Source organism: Paenibacillus sp. MDV22-iso6, assembly GCF_058408365.1.
Map to the genome: position 1 here is coordinate 98461 of NZ_JBZVDZ010000010.1, position 26728 is coordinate 125188.

The 26728-nt window shown below is 46.5% G+C and carries 23 protein-coding genes; 3 read left to right on the forward strand and 20 right to left on the reverse strand.

The window, feature by feature from the left end:
* Positions 1 to 2 precede the first annotated feature (2 nt).
* The 9 genes from AC4PM4_RS25365 to AC4PM4_RS25405 all read right to left on the reverse strand — a co-directional run bounded on the left by AC4PM4_RS25365 (position 3) and on the right by AC4PM4_RS25405 (position 15643).
* A complete protein-coding gene (locus tag AC4PM4_RS25365) occupies positions 3 to 2384 on the reverse strand; it encodes a glycoside hydrolase family 95 protein (protein WP_491614814.1) in 2382 nt (793 codons plus the stop codon).
* A 265-nt stretch (positions 2385 to 2649) separates the two neighbouring features.
* Complete coding sequence (locus AC4PM4_RS25370) at positions 2650 to 4335, reverse strand: ABC transporter substrate-binding protein (RefSeq protein ID WP_063566630.1); 1686 nt, start codon at positions 4333 to 4335, stop codon at positions 2650 to 2652.
* Positions 4336 to 4665: 330 nt separating this feature from the next.
* Positions 4666 to 6369: an ABC transporter substrate-binding protein gene (locus tag AC4PM4_RS25375; protein ID WP_063566555.1), complete on the reverse strand. Its 1704-nt coding sequence runs from the start codon at positions 6367 to 6369 to the stop codon at positions 4666 to 4668.
* Positions 6370 to 6750: 381 nt separating this feature from the next.
* The gene (locus AC4PM4_RS25380) at positions 6751 to 8439 is read right to left on the reverse strand and encodes an ABC transporter substrate-binding protein (protein WP_063566554.1); all 1689 of its coding nucleotides are present in this window, start codon (positions 8437 to 8439) and stop codon (positions 6751 to 6753) included.
* Positions 8440 to 8625: 186 nt separating this feature from the next.
* Positions 8626 to 9528 (reverse strand): carbohydrate ABC transporter permease, encoded by a 903-nt coding sequence (locus AC4PM4_RS25385; protein ID WP_063566553.1) that lies wholly within the window; start codon positions 9526 to 9528, stop codon positions 8626 to 8628.
* 15 nt (positions 9529 to 9543) lie between these two features.
* On the reverse strand, positions 9544 to 10527 hold the full coding sequence (locus AC4PM4_RS25390) for an ABC transporter permease (protein ID WP_063566552.1): 984 nt from the start codon (positions 10525 to 10527) through the stop codon (positions 9544 to 9546).
* Positions 10528 to 10884: 357 nt separating this feature from the next.
* Positions 10885 to 12489, reverse strand: coding sequence for a response regulator transcription factor (locus tag AC4PM4_RS25395; protein WP_072735567.1), 1605 nt, complete (start codon positions 12487 to 12489; stop codon positions 10885 to 10887).
* Entirely contained in the window at positions 12482 to 14272 is a 1791-nt protein-coding gene (locus AC4PM4_RS25400) for a sensor histidine kinase (protein ID WP_079697115.1), read from the reverse strand. The genes AC4PM4_RS25395 and AC4PM4_RS25400 overlap by 8 nt, the downstream gene beginning before the upstream one ends.
* Positions 14273 to 14464: 192 nt before the next feature.
* A complete protein-coding gene (locus AC4PM4_RS25405; protein ID WP_491614815.1) occupies positions 14465 to 15643 on the reverse strand; it encodes an MFS transporter in 1179 nt (392 codons plus the stop codon).
* 143 nt (positions 15644 to 15786) lie between these two features.
* On the opposite strand from AC4PM4_RS25405, the gene AC4PM4_RS25410 reads away from it, so the two are divergent.
* Positions 15787 to 16398, forward strand: a complete 612-nt coding sequence (locus AC4PM4_RS25410) for a TetR/AcrR family transcriptional regulator (RefSeq protein ID WP_090954796.1) — start codon at positions 15787 to 15789, stop codon at positions 16396 to 16398.
* A 97-nt stretch (positions 16399 to 16495) separates the two neighbouring features.
* Here AC4PM4_RS25410 and AC4PM4_RS25415 read toward each other — a convergent pair whose 3' ends face one another.
* From AC4PM4_RS25415 to AC4PM4_RS25435, 5 genes are all read right to left on the reverse strand, one after another.
* The gene (locus AC4PM4_RS25415; RefSeq protein ID WP_090954798.1) at positions 16496 to 16918 is read right to left on the reverse strand and encodes an OsmC family protein; all 423 of its coding nucleotides are present in this window, start codon (positions 16916 to 16918) and stop codon (positions 16496 to 16498) included.
* A gap of 18 nt (positions 16919 to 16936) precedes the next feature.
* Positions 16937 to 17683 carry an amino acid ABC transporter ATP-binding protein gene (locus AC4PM4_RS25420; protein ID WP_072735571.1) on the reverse strand — a complete coding sequence of 249 codons (747 nt, stop codon included), beginning with the start codon at positions 17681 to 17683 and terminating at the stop codon, positions 16937 to 16939.
* Between the two features lie 16 nt (positions 17684 to 17699).
* Complete coding sequence (locus tag AC4PM4_RS25425) at positions 17700 to 18344, reverse strand: amino acid ABC transporter permease (protein ID WP_064640624.1); 645 nt, start codon at positions 18342 to 18344, stop codon at positions 17700 to 17702.
* Positions 18345 to 18375: 31 nt separating this feature from the next.
* Positions 18376 to 19209 (reverse strand): substrate-binding periplasmic protein, encoded by an 834-nt coding sequence (locus AC4PM4_RS25430; RefSeq protein ID WP_072735636.1) that lies wholly within the window; start codon positions 19207 to 19209, stop codon positions 18376 to 18378.
* 178 nt (positions 19210 to 19387) lie between these two features.
* On the reverse strand, positions 19388 to 20020 hold the full coding sequence (locus tag AC4PM4_RS25435) for a TetR/AcrR family transcriptional regulator (RefSeq protein WP_269054174.1): 633 nt from the start codon (positions 20018 to 20020) through the stop codon (positions 19388 to 19390).
* Positions 20021 to 20259: 239 nt separating this feature from the next.
* Here AC4PM4_RS25435 and AC4PM4_RS25440 point away from each other — a divergent pair, with 239 nt between their 5' ends.
* A complete protein-coding gene (locus tag AC4PM4_RS25440; protein WP_063566628.1) occupies positions 20260 to 21048 on the forward strand; it encodes an undecaprenyl-diphosphate phosphatase in 789 nt (262 codons plus the stop codon).
* A 204-nt stretch (positions 21049 to 21252) separates the two neighbouring features.
* Here AC4PM4_RS25440 and AC4PM4_RS25445 read toward each other — a convergent pair whose 3' ends face one another.
* From AC4PM4_RS25445 to AC4PM4_RS25465, 5 genes are all read right to left on the reverse strand, one after another.
* Positions 21253 to 21579 (reverse strand): thioredoxin family protein, encoded by a 327-nt coding sequence (locus AC4PM4_RS25445; RefSeq protein WP_063566544.1) that lies wholly within the window; start codon positions 21577 to 21579, stop codon positions 21253 to 21255.
* An 84-nt stretch (positions 21580 to 21663) separates the two neighbouring features.
* Positions 21664 to 22572, reverse strand: coding sequence for an aldo/keto reductase (locus tag AC4PM4_RS25450; protein WP_491614816.1), 909 nt, complete (start codon positions 22570 to 22572; stop codon positions 21664 to 21666).
* A 152-nt stretch (positions 22573 to 22724) separates the two neighbouring features.
* Positions 22725 to 22898, reverse strand: coding sequence for a hypothetical protein (locus AC4PM4_RS25455; RefSeq protein ID WP_161490622.1), 174 nt, complete (start codon positions 22896 to 22898; stop codon positions 22725 to 22727).
* A 227-nt stretch (positions 22899 to 23125) separates the two neighbouring features.
* Complete coding sequence (gene gpmA, locus AC4PM4_RS25460; protein ID WP_063566542.1) at positions 23126 to 23869, reverse strand: 2,3-diphosphoglycerate-dependent phosphoglycerate mutase; 744 nt, start codon at positions 23867 to 23869, stop codon at positions 23126 to 23128.
* 72 nt (positions 23870 to 23941) lie between these two features.
* Positions 23942 to 24526: a DUF420 domain-containing protein gene (locus tag AC4PM4_RS25465; protein WP_170867957.1), complete on the reverse strand. Its 585-nt coding sequence runs from the start codon at positions 24524 to 24526 to the stop codon at positions 23942 to 23944.
* 375 nt (positions 24527 to 24901) lie between these two features.
* Between AC4PM4_RS25465 and AC4PM4_RS25470 the strand changes: the two genes are divergently transcribed.
* The gene (locus AC4PM4_RS25470; protein ID WP_063566541.1) at positions 24902 to 26092 is read left to right on the forward strand and encodes a cation:proton antiporter; all 1191 of its coding nucleotides are present in this window, start codon (positions 24902 to 24904) and stop codon (positions 26090 to 26092) included.
* Positions 26093 to 26234: 142 nt separating this feature from the next.
* Here AC4PM4_RS25470 and AC4PM4_RS25475 read toward each other — a convergent pair whose 3' ends face one another.
* Positions 26235 to 26720 carry a DedA family protein gene (locus tag AC4PM4_RS25475; RefSeq protein WP_063566540.1) on the reverse strand — a complete coding sequence of 162 codons (486 nt, stop codon included), beginning with the start codon at positions 26718 to 26720 and terminating at the stop codon, positions 26235 to 26237.
* Positions 26721 to 26728 lie beyond the last annotated feature (8 nt).

Consider the following 26728-nt stretch of genomic DNA (forward strand, 5'->3'; position numbering starts at 1 on the left):
TCTCATGATGACACGCGGATCGTCTGTCCTGCGGTCATGGTTAAAATCACTACATAATCACCCTGAGGTGTTAACTGCGCCTTAGGCTGATCGTTTCCTTCCACACGCATTGGGTATGCACTCCGAATGGTTATCGAACCAGCGTGATCAGCCTTAATTTCGGCGCTTGAGAGTCTGCCATCTGCCCACGCGATTGCCACTGTGTATGCACCTCGTGCCCGAAGCCCTTTCACACTGCCACTGGCCCAGTACTCAGGCAGCGCTGGCAGCAGATGTAATTCGCCCAAGTGGCTTTGTAATAGCATCTCGGCAATACCGGCAGTGCCACCAAAGTTGCCATCGATCTGGAACGGCGGATGATCATCGAACAGATTAGGATGCGTGGATCGAGCCAACAATGTACGGACAAATTGATGTGCCAGCTTGCTATCCAGCAGCCTCGCATACAGATTGATCAACCAAGCACAGCTCCAACCTGTATGCCCGCCACCTTGTGAGATGCGACGTTCAAGTGACACTCGTGCTGCTTCCACCAGTTCTGGCGTATCCAGTCGGTTGATCTGCTCCCCCGGATACAGACCATACAGATGGGAGACGTGACGATGCCCTGGTTCGGATTCGGCAAAATCCTTAAACCATTCCTGCAGCTGCCCCTCGCTTCCGATCTTGAATGGATAGAGCTTGCTGCGTGCTTCGCTCCACTCCTTCGCCAGCTGCTGATCCACATCCAGCTGCTCCGTTGCTTCAATGCACCGATCGAACAACTCACGAATCAATGTCATATCCATCGTCGAAGCCATGGAGATGCTGCGAGCCTCTCCTTCCTCAGTCAGGAACTTGTTCTCCGGAGAGGTCGATGGAGCCGTAACCAGATATCCGTCTGGTCCCTCCACCAACCAGTCCAGACAGAAGAGTGCCGCTTCCTTCATGATTGGATACGCGCGTTCCGCGAGAAATTGTTGATCACGGGTAAACAGATAATGCTCCCATAGATGTGAAGTCAGCCACACGCCGCCCATTGGCCAGAACGCCCAACTTGCGTCTCCGCCTGTAGGCGTGGATGTCCTCCAAATATCTACATTATGATGGGCTGTCCAGCCACGTGCTCCGTACAAAATACGTGCCGTTCTTCTCCCGGTATCGCTTAGATCCTCCAACAAGCCAAACAGCGGCTCATGGCATTCACTCAGGTTGCATACTTCTGCCGGCCAGTAATTCATCTCGGTATTGATATTAATCGTGTAATCACTGTGCCAGGGCGGCTCCACCTGATGATTCCAAATTCCCTGCAGATTAGCTGGCTGGCTCCCTTCACGTGAACTACCCATTAACAAATATCTACCATATTGAAAATAGAGTGCCTCCAGGCCAGGATCATTGGCTCCAGCCTGGTACGCTTGCAGTCGCTCATCTGTAGGCAATTCTTCATTGGCTGAAGCGCCGAGATCAATAGATACTCTTGAAAATAAAGTCCCATGATCCAGGACATGTCGCTCCCGAAGAGCCTTCATGCCATGAGCCATCGCTTTAGTGATTACCTCCCTACACTCCTGATCCAGATGCACACCATCCTTAACAGGCGCCACATCATAGCTTTCAAAGGCGGTCGCCGCTGTCAGATAAAAAATAACCTGGTCAGCTCCCTGAATATGAAGTCTTCCGTCCATAACCGTTACTTCGGCATTCTTGCCCGTCGCAGTCGCGGCCAGTCGCATAGCATAAGCCGTTCCACGATCTTCTTCGTAGATGACAGACTCCGGATGATCCCTGAAATAATTCGATTCAACATGACTTGGACAGCGACTGAACAAAGTAAGTGCATCGCCCGAAGCCTGAACATTATAAGGATGTGGACTGTCCAACGAAACACTGACGTTTACAGAGCCCATACGATCAGCAGTGATGGTACAGATCATGAGATCATCTGTTGCACTGGCGTATACTTCACGTACATAACGAATGGCTTTATATGAATACTTCGTCGTTGCAATGCCGGTATGGAGATCAAGCTCCCGCTCAAATTCATCGTACGGGATCCCATCCAGTTCATCGTGCTGCAACTTAAAGTGGCCCATCGGCTGATAAGCTTCCACATCACGTCCCAGCATTTCGCGGTTCAGCAATTGTTCAGCTTCGCTATATTGCCCGGACATAATCAGTTCACGGGTCTGTTTCAGATACCGCTGACTGCTGTACTGAATGGTGTCGCGTGGAAATCCGGACCACAATGTATCTTCATTTAGCTGGATTTGTTCATCCGATGCTCCGCCGTATACCATACCGCCAAGGCGACCATTACCGATAGGCAACGCCTCTTCCCAGCGAGTAGCAGGCTGACGATACCACAGACGATTTTCTTTTGTTCTCTCATTAAATGGGGACATAGATAACTCCTGTTCCTAATCAGCTATTTTTCATTCATTACTAAAACGTTTTCGGTATAACTAAATAACCAATATAAATACTGTTTTACTTGATCGCAATCCGCTTACCTACAAGGCTAAATTGTCGTTTATCTGAAAGTGCTTACAGTAAGAAAATTATATTTGATTTCGAAATTTGCGTCAATGTTAAACATCACATGGACAGCAAAAAAGACCCTTGCTCAGGGCCTTTTTTGTATATTTGCCTATTCAATTAAAACATAAGTTATTTAACGTCTTTACCTGTCCACAGGGAAACACGATCCTTAACCCAAACAGTGTACTGTTTCTCCATTTCAACTGCGCCAGCTTTGTCCAACTCGGCGAGGAAATCATCGTATACTTTATCAAAGTTCGCAGCTGTAGTCAGAACAGCTTCAGGAATACGTTTGCGCACGATATCCTGTGTTTTTCGGAACGTTACCTCATAATCTGTACCTGATGGTACAGGCATGTTGTATGCTGCGCCCCAGTCTTTCAGTTGCAAATCATCTTCAGAAGGATAGAATTCTTTCCATGTTGTAATGCCATATGCTTTCAACGTTTCTTTCTCTGCGGCAGTATAACCAGCCTGGATCTGCTCTGGGAAGTTCGTTGTGTAAAAGTTATCCGTGGAATCTTTCACGCCATCACCGTATCTCGCACTAAACACGCTATACATACCGATTCCTGTTTCTTTGGTGAAGTTGGAGTTGTCATTGGTTTTACGATCCTGAATATCTTGAGGAATCACCCGTTGACCATCCTCTACATTGTAGTGTTGACCTTCAATGCCCCAGTTTCTCAAAACTTGACCTTCGTCCGAAGCGAGCCAGTCCATGAATTTGATAATACGAACCGGATCTTTGGCAGAAGTTGTAATCCCGATGCCATATCCGTCAAATCCGGTTGGCTGGAATGTATGGTCCACAATGTCCTTGTTCAGGGATACAGAGAAGTGAGCATATGTGCTGTCATCTTTGCCCGCTGATTTGAGTGCATTTTCTGCTTCTTGATAATTCCACTCCTGGTCAATCAGACCGAGTACGCGACCACTTGCGATTTTGGATTTATATTGGTCATCTTTTTGGACAAATGTATCTTTGTCCAGCAGTCCTTCATTGTACATTTTGTTCAACCAGCGGAAGTATTCTTTCTCCTCTGGACGTTTGTAGTGCAACATCGCTTCATATGTTTCAGGGTTGATATAATATTCTCCATCATCGGGTGCTCCAGTTGCTTGGAAGGCCGGGTTCGTTACTGTAATCATAATCTTCCAATCATCTGCATTCAGCGTCAATGGAATGGTCGGCTGACCGTCAATCGTTGGGTGTTTTTTCACATATTCTTTCAATACATTCTCGTAATCCTCAAGTGTTTTCACTTCAGGGTATCCGAGCTCTTTAAGTACTTTTTGCTGAATTTCAAATCCGCCTGTTGCGTCAAACGCAACATTATCAACACCCATATTCGTTGGGATTGTATAAATGGCCTGATCTTCCGAACTGTATTTCAGCCGGTTCATCTGGTCCCCATATATTTTTTTCAGGTTTGGAGCATGCTCCTCAATCAGATCCGTCAGGTCAAGCATTGCCCCTGCATCTACTAGTTTAGACAAGTTACCTTTTGGAAAAACAATATCAGGGTACTCACCGCTAGCCGCCATAAGTGCAATTTTCTGGTCTCCACCATTGTTTACATCATACTCAGCTTCAATCGTAACGCCTGTTTGCTTGGTAATCTCTTTACCGACTGCATCCTGCATCTTGTTCCAGGTTGGACTCGCATCCGCACCAAAGAATGTGAAAGTAACCGGTTCGGTTCCACTGGACTCTGAGGCTTCTTTACTTCCCGAATTTCCGCAGCCAGCTGTAACCAGCATTGCACTTGCGAGCATCAACATTGCAAACGTCTTGGGTGTATTGCCTTTCATTTTGCCTCTCATTGTCTAGTCCCCCTATTATTTATGAAGGTTTTATCTGTATAACAGGCTTTAAGCCTGAGGATACCGTTATAAGACGCATTTCTGTATGCGCTTACTAAAAATTAAATTTGCACTCTTTTTATCAAAATCTAAACCCATGAAATCTCTCTTATTAACTTACATAAAACGTTTTCGAAAAATAATTAAAAACGCTTACTGAAAGTGCTTACATTAACGATTATATGCTATCCTCCCCCTTTCGTCAACAACAAAAAAGGCCCCTTTTAGGGGACCCATTTTGCTTTGAAAATGATCGTTTATCATGCCTTATTTTCAGTATTATTTCACGTCTTTACCTGTCCAGAGAGATACACGTTCCTTGATCCAAACGGTATATTGTTTCTCCATATCTACCGCCCCTGCTTTATCAAGTTCAGCCAGGAGATCATCATACACTTGGTCGAATTTCTCAGGTTTGGCAAGGATGGCTTCAGGAATACGTTTACGGATAATGTCCTGCGTTTTCTGGAACGTTACGTTATAATCCGTATCCGAAGGTACAGGCATGTTATATGCTGCGCCCCAATCTTTCAGCTTCAAGTCGTCTTCAGAAGGATAGAAATCTTTCCACGTTGTAATGCCATAAGCTTTCAATGTTTCCTTCTCTGCCGCAGTATAACCTGCTTGGATCTGCTCAGGGAAGTTCGTTGTGTAGTAATTGCCTGTGGAATCTTTGACACCATCGCCATATCTTGCGCTGAAGATGTTATACATACCGACTCCTGTTTCTTTGGTAAACGCCGAGTTGTCATTGGTCTTGCGGTCCTGTACATCCTCAGGAATGATACGTTGGCCATTTTCCACTTTGTATTGTTCGCCTTCAATCCCCCAGTTTCTCAGCACCTGGCCTTCATCCGAAGCGAGCCAATCCATGAATTTGATAATACGTACAGGGTCTTTTGCAGTTTTGGAAATTCCGATGCCATATCCATCGAATCCGGTTGGTTGGAACGTATGATCCACAATATCCTTGTTGAGGGATACAGAGAAGTGAGCGTAGGTATTCTCGCCATTTTTAACTGATTTCAAAGCATTCTCAGCTTCACCATAGTTCCATTCCTGGTCAATCAGCCCCAGTACCCGACCGCTTGCGATTTTGGATTTGTATTGATCGTCCTTCTGCACAAATGTATCTTTGTCGAGAATGCCTTCATTGTACATTTTGTTCAACCAGCGGAAGTATTCTTTCTCCTCTGGACGTTTATAGTGCAACACCGCTTCATATGTTTCAGGGTTAATATAATATTCACCGTCATCCGGTCCACCTGTTGCCTGGAAGGCTGGATTCGTTACCGTAATCATAATCTTCCAGTCATCTGCATTCAGCGTCAGCGGAATGGTTGGCTGTCCGTCAAGTGTTGGATGTTTTGCATAATATTCTTTCAGAACTTTCTCGTAATCCTCAAGCGTTTTCACTTCTGGGTAGCCGAGTTCTTTCAATACCTTTTGCTGAATCTCGAATCCGCCTGTAGCATCAAACGCAACATTATCTACACCCATGTTCGTTGGGATCGTGTAAATAGACTGATCTTCCAAACTGTATTTCAGACGGTTCATCTGGTCCCCATAGATTTTCTTCAGGTTAGGTGCGTATTTGTCAATCAGATCTGTCAGGTCAAGCATCGCGTCTGCATCCACAAGTTTAGACAAGTTACCTTTAGGATAGATAATATCAGGGTATTCACCGCTGGCAGCCATCAAAGGTATCTTTTGGTCGCCACCATTATTCACATCATACTCAGCTTCAATTGTAACACCTGTTTGTTTCGTAATTTCTTGGCCGACTGCGTCCTTCATGTTGTTCCAGTTTGGACTTGCGTCAGCACCAAAGAACGTGAAGGTGATTGGACTGGTCGTATCCCCTGTGTCCGTTGGTGTTTCTGAAGCCGTAGTTCCTCCTCCGCTACCACTGCATCCTGCTGTAATGGCAAGAGCGCTGGCTAACAGAAGCATTGCGAATGTTTTTGGTGTTTTGCCCTTCATGTGTAATCCCCCTTATGGATAAAATGAAGCTATCTATTGTAGAACAGGCTGACCTGCACATACCGTAATTGGGTGATTCTCATTGTAAAAGGTTTGATTTTATAACATAAAAAGCGTTTTCTAAAATGAAGTGAAAAACACTCACTCTATCCAGTAATTTGAGGAACTAATCCGTACTCCCTTTGACTGAAGAGATTCATGTACATGCCTTGATAAATCACTAATGAAAGTGCTTTCATATTTGAATAATAATCCCTCTAAAAGTCCTTGTCAATAGTGAATTCACAAAATTGAAAACGTTTTTTGGAAAACGTTTTAGGTATAAAAAAGAACCCAGTTTCCTGGGCCCTTTTTTCGAAAAAACTATTCTGCTGAAAAGCATTACTTGCTCTCTTCACCGCTCCACAATTGAACACGGCTTTGTACCAGCTCAGTGTATTGTTTTTCCATGTCCTCTGCTCCGGCTTTATTCAGCTCGGCAATCATCCCATCATAAATGGCATCGAATTGTTCAGGGGAACTGAGGATCGCTTCAGGAATCCGTTTACGGATAATATCCTGTGTTTTTTGGAAAATAACGTTGTAATCCGAGTCACCTGGAGTTGGCATATTGTACGCTGCTCCCCATGGTTTAACCGGGAACTCATCTTCACTTGGGAATAGATCTTTCCACGTTGTTGCGCCGTATGCTTTGAGTGTCTCTTTCTCTGCATCGGAATACGCCGCTACAATCTGTTCAGGGAAATTCGTTGTGTAATAGTTATCCGTTGAATCCTTGACACCATCTCCATAGTGACCAGACATATTGGTATAGAGGCCAATACCTGTTTCTTTCTGGAATACGGCAGCATTATTCGTTTTTTGGTCCTGAATATCGGCCGGAATCACACGTTTGCCATCTTTCACTTCGTACTGCTCACCTTCAATACCCCAGTTCATCAACACTTGGCCTTCCTCAGAAGCTAGGTAATCAAAGAATTTAATTGTACGAACCGGGTCCGGATTAGATGTTGTAATCCCTACACCCCATCCAGATACAAAACCAGGGTCCTGGAAGGAATGATCCTTGATATCTTTAGACAGAGTTACCGGGAAGTGTGAATAGGTCGCTTCATCTTTGCCCGCTGCTTTCAATGCGTTTTCCGCATCGGAATAACCCCAATCCTGGTCTATGACGCCCAGAACACGTCCACTTGCAATTTTGGATTTGTATTGATCTGTTTTCTGTACGAAGCTGTCCTGATCAAGCAGTCCTTCTGCGTACATATGGTTCAACCAACGGAAATACTCTTTCTCTTCCGGACGTTTGTAATGCAGACTTGCCTCATATGTCTCAGGATCAATATAGTACTCGCCGTCATCCGGAGCACCTGTTGCCTGGAAGGCCGGATTCGTTACCGTAATCATGATTCTCCAGTCATCTGCGTCCAGGGATAACGGAATCGTTGGTTGACCGTCAATCGTTGGATGTTTCTCCTTATATGCCTTCAATACATTTTCATAATCCTGCAGTGTACGCACTTCAGGGTATCCCAGCTCTTTCAATACACGCTGCTGAATCCCAAATCCGCCGCCTGCATCAAAATACTTCTGGTCTACCGCATAATACGTAGGCAGTACATAAATTCCTTGATCTTCGTTGCTATATTTCAGCCGGTCCATGTAATTACCATACAGCTTCTTCAGATTGGGAGCATATTGCTCGATCAGATCGGTCAGATCGACCATTGCCCCAGCATCCACGAGCTTGCTTAGCTCTCCTTTGGGTGACACGATATCCGGATAGTCTCCGCTTGCTGCCATTAAGGACACTTTATCCTGACCACCACTGACGGCAAACTCACCGTTAAGGGTTACTCCTGTTTTCTCTGTAAGGACCTTGCCCACTTCATCCTTCATACCGTTCCAGTTCGGACTGGGATCGACGCTAAAAAAGTCAAAAGTAATCGGAGACGTATCACCGCTAGTGTCCTTAAACGACGTTTCGCCGCTGTTTCCTCCACCGCAACCTGCGAGCAAAGACATCGCAAGCACTGGAGCCAGTGCAATCTTCATTTTGTTTCTTGCCATAATGGTAATCCTCCCGTTTCATATGTCTGTCTATCCGGGACTTTTTTGTCCCTGTCTATAGCTTCATGAATGCCACTCCGCAGCCCTATACGGTGAAGCGCAGGCCAAATGGCTGCGCTTCGGGCATTCTGATGCTTCTTTTATTATACGGCCACTCTATCTATGTGGCGGCCTGTACAAACTTGCTTAAGCTTTTACTGCACCCAATGTCATACCACCAACAAAATACTTTTGCAGGAATGGATACACAATCAGGATTGGAACCGTAACAACGATCGTGATCGCCATTTTGATGGATTCCGGTGAAATCTGTGTCATCTGCTGTGCCATGTCATTGGCGTTACGTCCGGCTCCCGAGCCTTGCTGTGTACTTTGCAGTACTTTCATCAGCTCGTACTGGAGCGTGGTCAGATGCGCCTTCGAACCATTATACAGGTACGTATCGAACCAAGCATTCCACTGGCCTACAGCCAGGAACAACGCGATGGTTGCAAGTACCGGTTTACAGAGCGGCAAAATGATTTTGTAATAGATCTTAAAGTCATTCGCACCATCCAGCTTGGCTGATTCCTGCAATGCATACGGCAGACCATCAATGAAGGAACGGATAATGAACACGTTAAACGCACTGATCATACCTGGCAATACATATACCCAGAATGTACCGATCAGGTTCAGGTCACGCATCAGGATGTACACCGGAATCAGACCACCGGAGAAATACATCGTGAGTGCAAGTGCAGTAGAAACAAACTTTCTCAACTTAAAGTCAGGACGACTCAGTGTAAATGCGATCATTGAGGAACTGATCAAACCGAGCACGGTACCTACAATTGTACGTAGAATGGATACCTGCAAACCTTGCAGCAATCCATCGTATTGGAAGATCGTTTTGTAGTTTTGCAATGTGAAATCACGAGGCCACAAGTAAATTCCACCACGTACGGTATCTGTCGAGTTATTGAGTGAGATAGCCAGTACGTTCAGGAATGGATACAGTGTTACAATCAGCACCAGGGTCATCGCGAGGATGTTGAAAATATCGAACAGCTTATCGCCCCGAGTAGCATTGAATGCTTTGTTCGCCATAATGTCGTCCCCTCCCTACATGATGCTTTCTTTGGTGAATTTTTTGAACAATCCGTTCGCTGTAAACAGAAGGATGATACTGACAACGGAGTTGAATATGCCTATGGCTGTACCATACGAGAATCGTCCCATATTCAAACCATAATTGAGCGCGTATAGATCAAGCACTTCCGAGTAGTCTAGCACTAGACTGTTTTGCAGCAAAAATTGCTTCTCGAAACCGATACTGATCAGATGACCGATGGACATGATGAACAGTACAGAGATCGTAGTCCGAATGCCTGGCAACGTGATATGCCACATTTGTCTCCAGCGGTTCGCTCCGTCTACACGGGAAGCTTCATAAAGCTCCTGGTCAATACCGGTAATGGCCGCCAGATAGATGATCGCATTCCAGCCGGTTTCCTTCCACATATCTGAAGCGGTTACAATGTACCAGAATAGGTTCCCCTTAGCCATGAATTGGATCGGCTGATCGATAATGTTTAGGTTTACCAAAAGGTCATTGATAATCCCGCCATCGGTGGAGAGCATCTTGGTAATAATCCCTGCCACTACGACCCAGGATACAAAGTGAGGCAGATATGATACCGTTTGCACGGCGCGCTTGAAGAACATGCCTTTCATCTCATTCAAGAGAATCGCAAAGAAAATCGGCACGATAAAACCGATAACCAGTCCCATCAAGCTCATTGCAAGCGTATTTCGAAGTACCAGATAGAAGCGATCATCGCTGAATAGCTCTGCAAAGTGTTTAAAACCAACCCACTGTTGATCACCGAACGATCTGGCCGGTTTATAGTTTTGGAAAGCCATCGTCCATCCCCATAGTGGCAGATAGTTAAATACAAAAACCCAAGCTACGAATGGCAATGACATGAGATAGAGATACTTTTGCTGTTTCATACTGTCCCAAACTCTGTTCCGCCGTTTTTGTGTTGGCGGATTGGGGTCACTGCTTTTTTTCGCGGAAGCGGATTTTTCTGTTAGCGTTTCCATCTCCGTTCCCCCTCCTCTGATTTATAAAATAATCATACCTGATAGAGCGTTTTCAAAATACCATCTGGATTTTAGAGAAAATCATATGAAAATTAGATATCCCCTTATAAAATCCGATATTATATCTATAAAATTAGTGATAATGACGCTATCTATTAATAATTATTGAAATTACAAGAGAATTTAATTTGAAATTGGTAATGATCGAAAACGTTTTATAGAAATCGTTTACTTCATGTAAAACTAAAAAGAAAAAGGACCTCCAGGGTCCTTCAAATAGACTATTAGTTCGAAAACGTTTTTTACCTAATCAGGAGAAATACCAAACTCCAGAAGTACCATCCTCTGAAACATGGGCTACTCCCGTTCTGGCTCTCCTGAAGAATCTTTGGGCTGTGATCTAGCAAGCTCTCTAGCATGTTTGTATGCGGAAGGCGATTCCCCTACATACTTCTTGAATTTGCCGTGGAAGTAATCCACGTTGGCATACCCCACCCTCGCGGCAACCTGGTGCACCTTTAAGCCTTCATCGAGCAGTTCCTTCGCCTTCTCCATTCGGACCTTATCGAGAAATGCATTGAAATATTCTCCGGTATGATTTTTGAACAGCTTGCCCAGATAACTGCTATTGTAGTTAAATACCTCAGCGAGTACCTCCAGCTTGAGATTTTCGCCGGGATTACGACGGATAAATTCAATCATCTGTTTCAGTACCGTATCCTTGCTTCCTCCACCCATGCGCTGAATAAGCCGGTTCAGGTGTTGAGCAGCCATTACTTTGAGATCCAGTAACGTTAATTGATGGTAGACCTCCGTAATTAGAACGGAATGCTCCTGCATAATAGATTGCATATGCTGATTCGTTGCCGCAAGTTTGTTAATAGCCAATGAAAACACTTGGGAGAACGCCGTCTTAATCGCCTGTTCTGTCTGATGATGGGGGATCAGACGTTCCTCGATCTCGGTCAGCACACGCATCACGGACTCGCTACTCCGAATGTCGAGCGCATAATACAGCTTGTCCGCCAATTCTGCTTCATCCGGTTCACCACTAACTTCATCCAGCGCAATAACCGGCCCAGAAGCACTTTTGCTCTTCTCGCCTTCGTTCCATAACATAATACGTTGTTCCGCGAACAGGAAACGTCCGCCCAATACGCCGTTGGCCTGATTATAGGAATGTGCGATGTCTGCTGTGGAGTTTACAGGTTGACCTGCTGCCGCGTACATGTGAATATTCCATTCTCCCAGCAGCCCTTCCAACTCATCATATAAACTCTGGGCAGATTGGACAGTCAAAATAGGCTCTTTACATAACAGTCCCAGTCCGGAATGGAACGAAAACACAATGCCCCGATCTTTCTGGTCAAAAGCTTCCGCCAGTCTGCGTTTCACCACACTACCACGCTGTAAATCAGGTTCAGCATGCATCTCCAGCAGCACAACCTGATACTGCGACCAATTCAATCCTAGAGCATTTGCTTCCATCGTTTCTGTACCTTCCAGGCTATCAAAAAGCAATGCTTCAATCTGGTGCTCCCGGTAGGCTGTATCCTCACCAGCATGGCGGGCCAGTGTCAGACGCTCCCTTGTCAGCATCACAGAGATCCGCTCCAGCTCACTGATAATCTCCTCTTCATCCACCGGTTTGAGCAGATACCCATCCACGCCAAAACTGATGGCTTTCTTGGCATAATCAAAATCCGCGTACCCACTCAGGATCAAAAAGTGCGACTCCGGATGGTGCTGCCGCACTTCTTCAATCACATCCAGCCCGGTCATGCCGGGCATGCGAATATCGATGATCGTCAGGTCCGGTTCCAGCTCTTCGAAGCGGGTGATGGCCTCACGCCCGCTGGCAGCTGTACCAATCACCTGAAAGCCGTATTTTTCCCAATCAATGATCGTTGTCAGTCCTTCACGTATGCTAGGTTCATCATCTACCAATAACACTTTATACATGCTGGTCTCCTCCTACTGGCAAGGTGAAAGAAACCTCTGTTCCTTCCCCGTACACACTCTTAATCTGTAATCCGTATGGCTCACCGTAGGTCAACGTTAAACGTTGATGTACGTTACGCATGCCAATCCGGCTCTTCTCCTGTTCTTCCGGTCCACAGATGAACTGCATCACTTCAGCCAGACGCTCCGGCGTAATGCCTGCCCCATCATCATCGACACGCACCTGAACGACATCCTCCACCAAACGAATATTTATATTCACACGGACCGTGCCCTCTTTATTTTCCAAACCATGCACAATCGCATTCTCAACCAGAGGCTGAATGATCAAAGGAGGAATGTACATCTTCTCCACCTCCGGATCGATATGGATCTGGAAAGCAAGCCGGTCGCCGTAACGGAATTTCTGAATTTCCAGATAAGAACGTACCATCTCCAGTTCGGCTCTGAACGTCGTTTTGCCGCTGCCAATCTCAAGACTCTTGCGCATCAGTTTGCCTAGCAGCCTGACAATATTGGCAATCTCCGCCTCGCCTTTGATATGGGCTTTCATGCGGATCGACTCCAGTGCATTAAACAAAAAATGAGGATTGATCTGGCTGGCCATCATTTTCAGTTTAATCTCTTTCTGTGCGATTTCCAATTGATTGTTCTGTTCCGTTGCCTCCACCACCTGAGTCATCAGTTCATTAATGCTCTTCACCATGTAATTGAACTGCCTCGACAGTTGCCCAATCTCATCATTCCCGTCAATGCGGGAGGTGACGTTCAGATCACCCAGTGCGAGCTTATTCAGATGTTTGCTAAGGCGTAACAATCGGTTCGATGTGAGAAATGAAATGATATATACAAGCAACAATGCAATGACCAGCACAAGCGTAATGAAGAGCATACCGATCATGCTAATGGTATTGGCGTCTTTGACAATATTTTTGGTGGCAAAAACCGAAATGATCTTCAGGCTGTTCATGCTCGATCCAGGGCGCAGCTCATCAATGACAATATTGGATGGCTCCCCCCGAAAATCTGCTTCAATTGTGCCTTTGGTCTGATTTTGTAGATCTACACCAAAATCAAGCTCGTCCAGCGTCTTGCCCACTAGTTCGGTATTTTTGGCCGCAACCACATAACCCTGTTCGTCCGTAATCAACGTCTCGAACGGTTCCTGACGTAATAATCCATTCAGCTCATCCTGATTGATTACAATCATCAGCACACCCTCGGTCCGATATTCGGCAAAAGGCACTTTGCGCACCAGACTTAGCTTGTGCACCGGATTATCTCCCTTGTCAGGAATATAAAACCAGCCGATGCTCGTCGTTTTCAGTGCCTTCTGGTACCAGTAGCTCTCCTCGGTCTGCTTGTCCACAGGAATGAACTCCAGATTGTTGATCAGCGTCGGATTGGTGGAGTAAAACCGGATGCCCGCAACCTCGCGGTACAGACGCTTGTATTCCTGAAAATCTTTGTATGCGAGGTAAGCCGAGGTCAGCTCCACAACACTTTGGTATTGTTTGTTCACAATTTCTTTCAAATCATTATTGAACATCAGAATGTTGGAAATATCCGTAGGCACACGCAGCAATGTGGTGGTCTGACTTTTGACTTTGTCCACGTTGTTAATCGTCTGTCCAATGGCATTATCCAGCGCCTGCTTCCGAAAGTATCCGGTTACAGCCAGGCCAATAATCAGTACCGGAATCATGACGACTAGTACATAGGATATGAGCAATTTATGCTTTAATTTAAGATTGTTGGATGTTCGTATGAGCCTTTTAAACATATCTGCACCTTCCGTCGCTTATAAGCGCTTACATATAAAGGTCAGTACATATTACGCCTGCCCTTCCAATTCATCATACCACATAACAGCAAAAGCCCTACAAGAGGGCTTCAAAAAAAGGCTGTATGCTGAGTGAAAAACAAACATGAAGTTTGTATAACTATTTCTAATGTAAGAAGAAAAACAGATGGCTTAGCGGCTGCGTGCTGAGCGGAAACCGTGTCCTTTGGCACGCAGCGCAACAACCAGAGCTACAAGTGATAGGAACAGGATGGCCCAGGTAAAGGACGAGGCTCCCCATTGATTCAGAAGCACACCTCCCGCCAATCCACCAATAGCAATAGCGAGATTCCAAACGGTCGTATTAATTGGCATAACGATATCCACACCCTGCTCCCCGGCAGCTTGGGCAAGGGCGGTCTGCAACAGTGTAGCCGCACCGCCAAAAGTTAGACCCCAGAGCGCAACTGAACTAAATACAACGGCAATGTGCTCGCTCCAAAGACCCAATACCAGAGAGATCAGGGCAAAGCCCGCAAGACTGATGAGAACCAGCATACGCAACCAACGATCAATAAGAATACCTGTAATCCAGATGCCCACCAATGCCATCAGGCCAAATACAAGTAACATAAGTCCAACCTTTGATTCCAGACCGACATCGGCGAGGAAAGGGGCAATATAGGTGTACAAAATATTATGAGCAAGCATCCAGGCCAGAACGACAGCCAGAATGGGAATTACGCCAGGAGTCAGCAGTACCTTTATTGAAGAAATGCGCTGATCAGCAGACTGCCCCGGATAATCGGGTACTTTCCAGAGCACCCAGAAGATCAATACAAACGCCAGCAGCGACATAAGCCAGAATACCGAGCGCCAGCCCATAAAGGAACCCAGCAATGTACCTGCAGGAACACCGAATGATAAGGCAATCGGTGTACCGATCATCGCAACAGCCATGCCCCTGCCTTTGAGATGATCAGGCACCATCCGTAGTGCATAACTGCCAATCAGGCCCCAGGAGACACCGGCTGCAACACCGGCAAAAAACCGAGCGACAAGGGTCAGTACATAGTTTGAAGAGAGGGCTGTAATCGTGTTGAAGACCAGAAAACCGATAATCGCTAGAAGTAAAAGCGGACGGCGTCGCCAGCCCCTTGTCAGCACGGCCAAAGGTATGGCGGCAATCAGAGAACCTACTGCATAAAAGGTGACAAGCTGCCCTGCCCCTGCCTCAGAGACCTGCAGCCCTTCCTTGATTTGCGGCAGCAACCCCGCGGGAAGAGTTTCAGTCATAATAGCTATAAAACCAGCCATCGCCAAGGCCAGTAGCCCCAACCATGGGAAACGTTGAGAAGATTTATCGGACATCTGTGCAGCTCCTTTTTAGATAATATAGGACATAGAATCGAATTATGGATCGATCATTCTTTATATTATCCACCCTCTCCTACCTTGTCAACGACTTTTGGATCGATTAGTATATAATTAAGAAAAACGAGGGGGAATCTCTAATGGCAAGAACCGGACGTCCGCGCATTTTTGATCGGGATGAAGCCCTGTTGCAGGCAATGATGCTCTTTTGGGAACAAGGATTTGAAGCCACCTCATTGCTTCAACTTCGAGCGGTCATGGGGGATATTTCAGCAGCCAGCTTCTATGCAGCCTTTGAATCCAAAGAAGCTCTTTATAAAGAAGCGGTAGAACGATATATGGGTTCATTTGGACGCGTTACGGAAAGCTTCTCAGATCTTACGCTATCTCCAAGAGAAGCGATTGAAACAACTTTAAGAAGTACCGCCAAAATGCAAACAGACAGCGCACATCCATCTGGCTGTTTAATTGTGCTGTCAGCCAGCACATGTTCTTCCAAAAACAATCATATCCGTGACATAACCGCCGAGAAAAGAAAGCTGACTCGCAACCGCCTGCAGGCTTGCATCCAGCGCGCTGTGGAAATCGGCCAACTGCCTGCCTCCACGAATGTGGCAATGCTGACCACCGTATTTGATACTTTTATGCAAGGTATCTCTACACAAGCCCGGGACGGTATCCCTTTTGCAACGCTTGATCAGGCTATCACCGAAATTATGGGTGTCTGGGACCTTGCTCAACATCCAGCGTGACCTTACTTCCTAATGGTCGAAATGTTAGAACAATCAAAAAGGCACTCCCATGATTGGAAGTGCCTCTTCATTGTATACTTTAACCATGTCCGTCCCGTTACGGACGGGGTGTGTCTACCCCATTCAGAATCAGCATGGGATGAATATCAGCGCTAAGCGAAGCGGAAACTGCACAATACTTCTCTTCAGCCATTTGGATGGCTTTCCAGATCCGGTAATCCGGGATATCGCCGTCCACCTTGAAGATCAGGTCAATGGAAGTAAATCCTTTCGGCATACCTTCACTACGTGTACCCTGTGCTTCAATCTCAATGCCAGTAATTTTGTCCAGGAAAGCGTCCAGAATCATCGTGATATCGATCCCCATACAACCTCCGAGACCTGCCAGTAACAATTCCATGGGTGTAGCACCCTTGCTGTCACCACCATAGGCTGCTGTGGCATCCATGCCAACCGCGTAGCCAGAGGGTCCTTCGGAAGTAAATGCGCGTTTGCCTTTCCATACCGTTGTTACATTCATGATGTTTATCCTTCTTTCTTAGAATTCAGTAATTTGCTGCAAAAATCTGCGTGTCCGCTCTTGAGTTGGGTGTTCAAAAAAGGCCTGTGGACTCGCTTCTTCCACAATTGATCCATCCGCCATAAAGACGATTTTGTTAGCCACATTCCGGGCGAACTTCAACTCATGCGTAACGACCAGCATCGTCATGCCTTCCTGTGCCAACTCCTTCATAACGGAGAGCACTTCTCCCACCAGTTCGGGATCAAGGGCTGAGGTAGGCTCGTCAAACAGCATCACCTCAGGCTCCATGGCAAGTGCGCGGGCAATCGCTACGCGCTGCTGCTGTCCACCAGACAAACGGGATGGATATGCATCCTGCTTGTCCGACAGACCGACCCGATCCAGCAGAATCCGGCCGCGTTCGGCCGCTTCGTCCCGCTTGATTTTTTTCACAGTCACGAGACCTTCCATCACATTGCCAAGCACTGTCTTGTGCGGATACAGATTGAACTGCTGGAAGACCATGCCGGTCTGGCGACGAATCTCCAGTACCCGGGCACGCTGGACTCGCAGCGGATCTGCGCTGTTAACCACAACACCGTTCACTTCAATCTGTCCTCCAGATAACTCTTCCAGTCCGTTTAGGCAGCGTAGTAAGGTACTTTTGCCTGATCCACTGGGCCCCAGCAGAACAACAATATCTTTTGCATCGACATGCAGATCTATATTTGTGAGAACTTCATTTTTTCCAAAACGTTTGGTCAATCCTGTTGTTGTAATCACCGGTTCTCCCCTCCTATCAGTAAGCCCGGGCAAGCCGGCGCTCCACTTGTTCCAGAATGGCCGAGAAGCCGATACTCATAATCCAATAGATTACGCCAATCGCCAGATAAAACGGCATATTCACCGCATATTGTGATACAAGCAATTGTGCTGACCGCAATAACTCGGTAACACCGATCGCCGCCACAAGTGATGTTTCCTTCAGCATGCCAATAAAGGTGTTACCCATCGGCGGGATGGCAATGCGCACAGCCTGCGGGAAGATAATCCGTCTCATCGCTTGAGCCGGGGTCATCCCCGTTGCGTATGCAGCTTCCGTCTGCCCTTTCGGTACCGCCTGAATGGCTCCGCGAAACGTCTCCGACAGAAATGCACCCGCATTCAGACTAAGCCCGAGACAGGCTGCGGTGAGCGAGCCCAAGGTTACGCCATAATCGACCAGCCCATAATAAATAACGAATAATTGCACCAACAGCGGGGTTCCCCGCATGATGGATACGTAGAAACGGGCGATCATTCTAAGCCACATCGGTCCTTTCAGACGCGCGATAGCGACGAGCAACCCGATGATAAAAGCAAAAAACATTGAAATCACAGTTACATACAGCGTGTAATATGCCCCCTTCAGAAAGAAGGGGATATTCTCAAATACCAATTCCATGGATCAAACTTCCCTTCGCCCTGCCGGTTCATTATTGCGCAGGCTCTTCACCGAACCATTTTTTGAAGATGGTATTGTACGTACCGTCATCCTTCATGCCTTTCAGTGCATCATTCAGTGCTGCTACGAGTTCCGGATTGTCTTTGCGCACAGCAATACCTGCCTGGTCACTCTTAATCGGTTCACCTACGGCTTTGATTTTCAGTCCGTTGGCATCCACAATGGGTTTCAGCGCATACATGTTGTTGATTGTGGCATCAATCCGTCCAGCATTCAGGTCTTTAAGTGAAGAGATAACATCGTCATAGGTTTTAATCGTGAAGTCGCCCACTTTCGGCAGCACTTCATTACGCAGATACGTTTCATCATTCGTACCCAGACCTACGCCAATCGTTTTACCTTTGAAATCTTCCAGCTTGGTAATATCGTTATTGTCTTCTTTGACAATGATTTTAACTTGGTTCGTGATATACGGATCACTGAAATCCAGTACTTTCTTACGATCATCAGTAATGGTCATCTGGCTGATAATGGCATCCAGCTTTTTGGCTTGCAGACTTGGTGTCAGGCCGGAGAACTCCTGGGATACAAATTCCACCTTAACTCCAAGACGCTTCGCAACCTCACGTGCGATATCTGCATCGTAGCCGTCCATTTCTTTCTTATCGTTCAGGAAGTTGTATGGAGCGTACGTGCCCATCATGCCCACTTTGATGACGCCAGCAGACTTGATCTGCTCCAGTTCATTGTTCGCCTGTGCTCCATTGCTGCTTCCATTGTCCGTAGTTTTACTGCCACAAGCGCTGAGTACCAGCACGGTCATTAGCAGCAGGGCTGTTAAAGTCCAGCCTTTGCGAGATTTCATTCCATATGTTTTATTCATGTCATTAACTTCCTCTCATCCATGTAGTCATGTCTTGTTGAAATTTTTCTGTTTCCTGTCTTCCTAAACTGCAGTTGTACCCATTATTCCCTGCTGCTGGCTTAATCATGTGAATATTTAATCCAGTTGTTGAAAATAAAGCTCCAGGGCCAGCACACTTTTATGTGCCGAGCAGTCCATAAAATTCAAAGCTTGCCGCCTCAGCTGCGAGCTTTGTTGCTGTCATTGATGAAAACTTGCTGTGCAACTCCTCCGAGCCAAACAGCCAGCGCGTAATCATGCCTTCAATCATGCTAACCAGCAGCGCAGCGCGAAGCGGTACATCCATGGATTCCGGCAGCATGCCCAGCTCAATGGCCCGTTGCATGTTGTGGCGAAATGCTTGTTCCACTGCATTACGTGTCTCCTCGACCAGACGCCGTACTGAATCCTCGGACACGATGCCTTTAAGCAACAACTCCATAAAATAACGATTGTCCGCTGCAAAGGAGAATAAGTCGGTAAACAGCCGTTCCGAAGCTCTCACCATATCCTCAACCGATCCGGCATCCTTGCGGTAGCCTTGTCCGATCGCTTCAAGCAGCTTCTCCCTGCCGGTCAGTACAATTTCCGACGCAATGGCCTCCTTACTTTTAAAGTGCCAGTAAAAAGTGCCTTGCGCGACGCCGGCTTCCCGGACAATATCGGAAATTTTCGTCTGATGGTAGCCCTGGGTCGCAAAACGCTCCATCGCTATGCGTATAATTTGGTCCCGGCGTTCTTCTCCGGGTTCCAAATGATTTTTTTTAGACATTTGCCTATCCTCCCGATTGATCAGTCAGTCAGTTAATGTATATCCTATTGGATAACTAGGTTTTTGTCAATATGGTTTTAAACAATTCATTTAGAGCATAAGTTGAAGTTGGGCGCATTTGTGATCATAATAGATGATAGCCTTGTTCTAATGAGCAGGCATTGTCACGCAGGACAGCCTATAAGCTGTCATCTGCATTTCAAGGAGGAAGAGAATTGGACTTTATATCATCGATTATTATGGGCATCATCGAAGGTTTGACTGAGTTTTTGCCCGTGTCCTCAACCGGACACATGATTCTGACTGCCCACTTGCTGGGATTATCGGAGGACAACGAGTCAGTCAAAACGTTTGAGGTGGTTGTGCAACTCGGAGCTGTACTAGCTGTCGTTGTGCTGTACTGGAACAAATTCATTGATATGTTCCGCTTCACCGGAGGCAAAAGGAGCTACACCTCCCGCCTGAACCTCATACATATCTTTTTGGCGATGGTTCCTGCCGTAGTCATTGGACTTGTATTCCGGGACTGGATCAAGGCGCATCTGTTTGGAGCACAAACGGTGCTGTACAGTCTTGTTATTGGTGGTATTCTGATGATTATCGCTGAACGTTGGAGCCACCGCAGCGAGCGCATTACAACCCATGATGTAGACGATATTACGTATAAACAGGCATTTGTAGTGGGTCTTTTTCAAATTCTCGCATTATGGCCAGGCTTCTCCCGTTCCGGTTCGACGATCTCCGGTGGACTGTTCGCAGGGGTAAGCCGAGTTGCCGCAGCAGAATTTACATTCCTGGTCTCTGTGCCGATTATGATTGGAGCCACAGGATATGATCTATACAAAAGTATCGATCATCTGAATACCAGCGATTTCCCGATCTTCGCGATTGGATTCATTGCCGCATTTATCGTAGCCATGCTTGCCATTAAGACGTTCCTGTCTATTTTGAAAAAACTGAGTCTGACCGTCTTTGCAGTGTATCGCTTCGTGCTGGCAGCCGTATTCTTTATCATTTTAATGATGTAACCCTATCTTCAAGTCATGTAACAAAAAAGCCATTGGCGACCTGTTCCTTTCGGAACCAGGTTGCCATTTTTAATTTCACACAACCTTTTCAACAAGCGGATTTTCATTTCGGCCTTTACACCCCTTCCCCACAGCAAAAACACCCCCTATCAGCGATAGGAGGCGTTTCATATAACTACTGCGAACTAAACGAACTGATTATGGTTATACCTTGGACTCCAAAGTTTGCAGGTACTCCGAGATTTGAGCAGGCGTTTTTGCCCATTTGCTGTGCAGATGTGCAATTTTCTTGCCGTTCTGGAATACGAGCAGGCTTGGAATGCCGCGTACACCGTTCTCTTCAGCAAACGGCAGGAACTCTTCTGCATCGAGGGCATAGAAGGTTTTATCCGCATGCTGGTCGATAACGTCCCCGATAAAGCGATCCAGGTTTTTGCAATCCGGACACCAGGTTGTATCAAATTTAATGACGGTCATTCCGTCAGAATTAATTGTATCGCGATATTGTTGTTCACTTTGAATTCTTTCCATATGTCTTCTCTCCCTTATTTGATTCTTTATGGTTGACCTTCATTGTACCTCGTATAGTTACAATTGAAAATAGGCTGCCAACGTTTAACGGTGCTGCTTGTAGAGATTAACGGGACTCAGCTCCCGTATTTCGTTAATCTCCGCAGCCGTAAGTGGTGCAGATTCCGAAGCAGCGATATTATGCAACAACTGCTCTCTCGAACTGGCACCTGGCACGACAGCGGCAACAGCCGGATGCGCCAAAGCATAACGAATGGCCGTTTGAGCCATGCTGCGATTGTCTGTAACCAAACGGCTCAGGCCTTCTCGTATGATGTGCAACTCCTCAGGAGTATAATCCAAATAACCCTTATCTGCCTTGGCAGCACCAGAATCGGCGAGAACCCCACTTGCCACAGGTCCACGAGCGATAACGCTAATGCCCTTATGCTCCAATAAAGGCAATACTTCCTCTTCGGCTCGGCGATCCGCAACGCTGTATTGATTCATCACGCTGACAATGGAAGCTCTCTGCACATATTCACGAATCACATTAGGCCGGATGGAGGATATGCCGTAATACCGGATAAGACCTTCCTGCTTCAGTTCCTCAAAGGCTTCGATCGTCTCTTCAATTGGATCATCCAGAGTGCCACCATGCAGTTGATACAGATCGATATAATCTGTCTGCAGCCGTTTCAGGCTGTCTCGTACAGCCTGTTTGATATAAGCTTTAGACGGGTCCCATGACCAGCCTTCTTTTCCCGGTATGCGACGATTACCAACCTTGGTTGCCACAATGACCTTCTCCCGGCGTCCCTGGATAGCCTGGCCCACGATTTCTTCGTTTAATCCTGCATCATACAGGTCAGCGGTATCCAGAAGATTAGCGCCACGATCCAATGCTTCATGAATCAAGGCTACGGCAGGTTTCACTTCGGTTCCAAGCGACATACAGCCTAGCCCAATTTCACCAACCAAGAGTTCGGATGAACCCAGACGATTTTTCTTCATATGTTGTACATCCCCTTCCATACGTTCTGCAAGTTTCCATTGTACCATTCTTGCTGGCAAAAATCGCATATGACATATGAGCGCACACAAAAACCCGGGACCATACCAGCTCCGGGCTTCTCATGCTAATTGACTCTATGCCAAAATCTATTTTAAATCACACGTGAACCTTTTTTGCTTCCATAAGACGGTTTTGAAGATGGACTAGAGTTTTTCATCAGTCCTGATACCGTACTGAACAGCTTATCCCTTGCTTCTTTATTCCTCATCAAGTAAGTCACGCCTGCTCCAATGGCTGTTACAATAATTCCACTTTTTTTAGACATATGTTGTTCCTCCTTCAGGATTAATGTACATCGTCTCTTGCTTGAGATTACCCTGTGGGAGAAAAACGAAACGTCAGATGCGATGCCTTAAATTAGAGAATGGCTTATTACAGCGTAAAAGAGATGGCCCCTGAAAATGAAAATTCAGGAGCCATCTTCAAACGTGATGTATAAGTCGAGATCATTGTTACTACTGCATAATCTGCTTGGTCATAACAATCGTCCGATCAATCGGACGGCGGTGCGACATGAGTCATTTCCTCATGTTTGTACGTGGAGCCATCCGCAGTCAAGTAGAAATGCCCGATCGGATGAAGATCTTCATCCAGTTCATAGACCAGTGGAATGCCTGTCGGGATATTAAGCGCCATTACGTCCGCTTCGGACATTTGGTCCAGATGCATGACGAGTGAACGGAGCGTATTGCCGTGCGCGGAGATGAGTACCCTTTTGCCCGCTGACACTACCGGTTTGATCTCCGCATTCCAATACTCCAGCACCCGCTTCGATGTATCCATCAAGTTCTCGGTACGCGGGATGGTGCAGCCCAGCCGTTGATACTTGTCCTGATCCTGAACATAACGATCATCAGTTTCGTCCAGTGCTGGGGGAGATACGCTAACGGAGCGTCTCCACTCCTTCACCTGATCCTCACCGTACTTCAGCGCAGTCTGCTGTTTATTCAATCCCTGCAGTGCACCATAGTGACGTTCGTTCAGTTTCCACGTCTTCGTGATCGGAATCCACATCCGGTCCATTTCATCAAGTGCAATATCCAGTGTTCGAATGGAGCGTTTGAGGACTGAAGCATAAGCGTAGTCAAAATCAAAACCCTGTTCTTTCAGGATCTTTCCCGCTTTGCGCGCTTCTCCGTATCCATCGGTCGTCAGATCCACATCCGTCCAACCGGTAAAACGGTTCTCCACGTTCCACATACTCTGTCCATGGCGAATTAATACGACTCTGTACATAAGCGTGAATCCTCCTTCCATGAAACCATTACCCGCAAGGCGAGCCGGATATGCCCATGATATGTGAAATTATTAATAGTACGGTGCCATCATCAGATATACAACTACACCCGTTGAACTCACGTAGAGCCAGATTGGCATCGTCCAGCGAGCAATTTTACGGTGTTTCTTCAACTGATTCGTCCAGCCCCATACCAGAGTGAACAGAGCCAGCGGCACAATAATGGCTGCCAGGATGCTGTGTGTGATCAGAATGAAGAAATAGATGGAACGAATGATGCCTTCCCCGCCGTATTTGGACGTTTCCGGAGACAAATAGTGGAACGACAGATACGTAACGAGAAATAAAAGGGTCGTTGAAAATGCAGCAAGGATGAAACGTTTGTGCAATTTCACATTCCGCTTGATAATGGCAATCAGGGCCGCAAGCAGGAAGATAAAGGTGAAGCTGTTGAACACGGCGTTAAACCGCGGCAACACTGTAATGTCAAAGGCTACATCGCCTTTGTATCCGATCGACGGTGCAAAGAACAACAATAAAATAATGACATTGGCGATAATGGAAATGGTAATAATGAGACCTGCAAAATTTTTATTACTGGTCGGGGCAATCTGATTGGATTGAATGTTCGGGTCCCCTTTGTCCTGTTTGCCCAATGAAAAATCCTCCTCATATCCTAACTTCTATGTTCTATCTCATTATATCTTGCCATTTCTCGACTGTTAAGTGACAACACTCTGAACAAAAAGCCTCGTCAGATACCTTTAAAGTGCCCCCTTCAGGCCATTTTCATTAAAAGCCCACCATCACTGGTTTACCCCACCCTGTATTCATGGTATAATTAATGTAATTAATCACATACGCGTTGAACTGGAGGAGCCTGTCACCAAGGGCCCTCCTTGTCTTTTTTAAGGCATAAAGCGGCACGCTTGACATACGCCGTTTTATGCCTTTTTCTGTTTTTAAGGCTGGAATGATCTTCCCTTGGGCTGGTTACCCTATAAACGCTATTACTGGAAGGGAGAACAACTATGGAATTTATTTTGGTACTCGCACTCATTCTTATTTTCACCAAGTTGGCTGGAGATTTATCGGTAAGACTCGGTCAACCATCGGTATTGGGCAAATTGATCGTCGGTGTTATTCTTGGACCTGCCCTGCTCGGCTGGGTACAACCGGATGATTTCATCCACTATATGTCCGAAATTGGGGTATTACTGCTCATGTTCATTGCTGGACTCGAAACGGATCTGGAGCAATTGAAGAAAAATTGGAAGGCAGCCTTTGCAGTTGCCGTGGGTGGTATCATTTTACCATTCATCGGAGGTTATGGAGCTGCCGCTGCGTTCGGCATGTCGCAGACACACGCTTTGTTCTTTGGACTTCTGTTCTGTGCCACTTCGGTCAGCATCTCAGTTCAAACGTTAAAAGACATGAATCAGCTCAGCTCTCGTGAGGGTACAACAATTCTTGGAGCCGCTGTCGTCGATGATGTACTGGTTGTTGTCATCCTCGCTGTCATGATGAGTTTGCTCGGAACAGGGGCAACCGATACTTCAATCCCTCTGCTCATTGGCAAGAAGCTGTTATTCTTTGTTGTTATTATCGCTGCCAGCTGGTTCCTTGTTCCACGCATTATGAAGTGGATGGCACCGCTGAAGGTCACGGAGACCGTTATTACAGCCGGATTAATCATCTGTTTTGGCTTTTCGTACTTTGCAGAATGGATGGGTGTTGCAGGCATTATAGGAGCTTTTGCGGCAGGTATCGCCATCTCTCAAACGAACTTCAAACATGAGGTCGAAACGAAACTTGAACCGATCGCGTACGGGATTTTTGTTCCGGTATTCTTTGTAAGCATCGGTTTGAACGTGACTTTTGACGGCGTGGGCTCACAGATCTGGTTCATTATCGTCATCAGTCTCATCGCCATTGTAACCAAGCTTCTGGGCGGAGGAGCAGGTGCGCGTTTGACCGGATTTGATCGCTCATCCTCCCTCGCCATCGGTGCAGGCATGATTTCCCGAGGGGAAGTTGCTCTCATTATTGCTTCCACTGGACTTGCTTCCGGATTACTCGACCCTGAGTACTTCACCAGTGTGGTCATCATGGTTATCGTTACAACCCTGGTTACGCCACCTTTACTCAAAATCACCTTTGCACGCAAAAAAGGGGAGCCACAGGTTGAAAAAGGCATTGAGGAATCCCATTTGAATGGGTGAAGCCAAATTTATTATCAGCTCACCGTGCATATTGCGGTGGGCTTTTCATTTTTCAAGGGAGTTTATTAAACACAAACAAAAAAAGACCACTCCATTAACAAGAGGTCTTTATCCTCGCCAGTTCATAACAGGCTGTCCCATTTTAAGTTAACACACCTACATAAAAGCCGATCGATATAAACACAACACACCATATAAATGCCCCAATGCTGGAGAAAAGGACGTATCGTCCGATAGCCATACGGCTGATCCCGGAGAAGCAGCACATCAGATGACGAATGCCTGGAATGAAGTAGCCCAGTATGATGGACCAGTACCCGTATTTCAAAAACCAGGACTCCACCCTGCCCAGCCGTTTGGCGTTGACCCCGACCCATTTACCATACTTCTCAACCAGTGGCCGGCCAGCCTTCTTGCCAATCGTGTAACTCAGAAGACCTCCAGTAAACGCTCCACCAAAACTGACAACGATGGACACCGAATAATTCAGCACCGAGATGGAGGCGAGATAACCGACAAAGGTCATCATCACCTCATCCGGAATAGGCATGCCAATCACGCCAAGAGCCAGCAGTCCGTAAATTGCGAAATAACCATATTGACCAATAAATTCTCTTGCAAATTCCATACTGACTC

Excerpts from the sequence above, each read along its gene's own strand:
- AC4PM4_RS25365 (WP_491614814.1), bottom strand. The coding sequence starts at position 2,384 with ATGTCCCCATTTAATGAGAGAACAAAAGAAAATCGTCTGTGGTATCGT.
- AC4PM4_RS25370 (WP_063566630.1), bottom strand. The coding sequence starts at position 4,335 with ATGAAAGGCAATACACCCAAGACGTTTGCAATGTTGATGCTCGCAAGT.
- AC4PM4_RS25375 (WP_063566555.1), bottom strand. The coding sequence starts at position 6,369 with ATGAAGGGCAAAACACCAAAAACATTCGCAATGCTTCTGTTAGCCAGC.
- AC4PM4_RS25380 (WP_063566554.1), bottom strand. The coding sequence starts at position 8,439 with ATGGCAAGAAACAAAATGAAGATTGCACTGGCTCCAGTGCTTGCGATG.
- AC4PM4_RS25385 (WP_063566553.1), bottom strand. The coding sequence starts at position 9,528 with ATGGCGAACAAAGCATTCAATGCTACTCGGGGCGATAAGCTGTTCGAT.
- AC4PM4_RS25390 (WP_063566552.1), bottom strand. The coding sequence starts at position 10,527 with ATGGAAACGCTAACAGAAAAATCCGCTTCCGCGAAAAAAAGCAGTGAC.
- AC4PM4_RS25395 (WP_072735567.1), bottom strand. The coding sequence starts at position 12,489 with ATGTATAAAGTGTTATTGGTAGATGATGAACCTAGCATACGTGAAGGA.
- AC4PM4_RS25400 (WP_079697115.1), bottom strand. The coding sequence starts at position 14,272 with ATGTTTAAAAGGCTCATACGAACATCCAACAATCTTAAATTAAAGCAT.
- AC4PM4_RS25405 (WP_491614815.1), bottom strand. The coding sequence starts at position 15,643 with ATGTCCGATAAATCTTCTCAACGTTTCCCATGGTTGGGGCTACTGGCC.
- AC4PM4_RS25410 (WP_090954796.1), top strand. The coding sequence starts at position 15,787 with ATGGCAAGAACCGGACGTCCGCGCATTTTTGATCGGGATGAAGCCCTG.
- AC4PM4_RS25415 (WP_090954798.1), bottom strand. The coding sequence starts at position 16,918 with ATGAATGTAACAACGGTATGGAAAGGCAAACGCGCATTTACTTCCGAA.
- AC4PM4_RS25425 (WP_064640624.1), bottom strand. The coding sequence starts at position 18,344 with ATGGAATTGGTATTTGAGAATATCCCCTTCTTTCTGAAGGGGGCATAT.
- AC4PM4_RS25430 (WP_072735636.1), bottom strand. The coding sequence starts at position 19,209 with ATGAAATCTCGCAAAGGCTGGACTTTAACAGCCCTGCTGCTAATGACC.
- AC4PM4_RS25435 (WP_269054174.1), bottom strand. The coding sequence starts at position 20,020 with ATGTCTAAAAAAAATCATTTGGAACCCGGAGAAGAACGCCGGGACCAA.
- AC4PM4_RS25440 (WP_063566628.1), top strand. The coding sequence starts at position 20,260 with ATGGGCATCATCGAAGGTTTGACTGAGTTTTTGCCCGTGTCCTCAACC.
- AC4PM4_RS25445 (WP_063566544.1), bottom strand. The coding sequence starts at position 21,579 with ATGGAAAGAATTCAAAGTGAACAACAATATCGCGATACAATTAATTCT.
- AC4PM4_RS25450 (WP_491614816.1), bottom strand. The coding sequence starts at position 22,572 with ATGAAGAAAAATCGTCTGGGTTCATCCGAACTCTTGGTTGGTGAAATT.
- AC4PM4_RS25455 (WP_161490622.1), bottom strand. The coding sequence starts at position 22,898 with ATGTCTAAAAAAAGTGGAATTATTGTAACAGCCATTGGAGCAGGCGTG.
- gpmA (WP_063566542.1), bottom strand. The coding sequence starts at position 23,869 with ATGTACAGAGTCGTATTAATTCGCCATGGACAGAGTATGTGGAACGTG.
- AC4PM4_RS25470 (WP_063566541.1), top strand. The coding sequence starts at position 24,902 with ATGGAATTTATTTTGGTACTCGCACTCATTCTTATTTTCACCAAGTTG.
- AC4PM4_RS25475 (WP_063566540.1), bottom strand. The coding sequence starts at position 26,720 with ATGGAATTTGCAAGAGAATTTATTGGTCAATATGGTTATTTCGCAATT.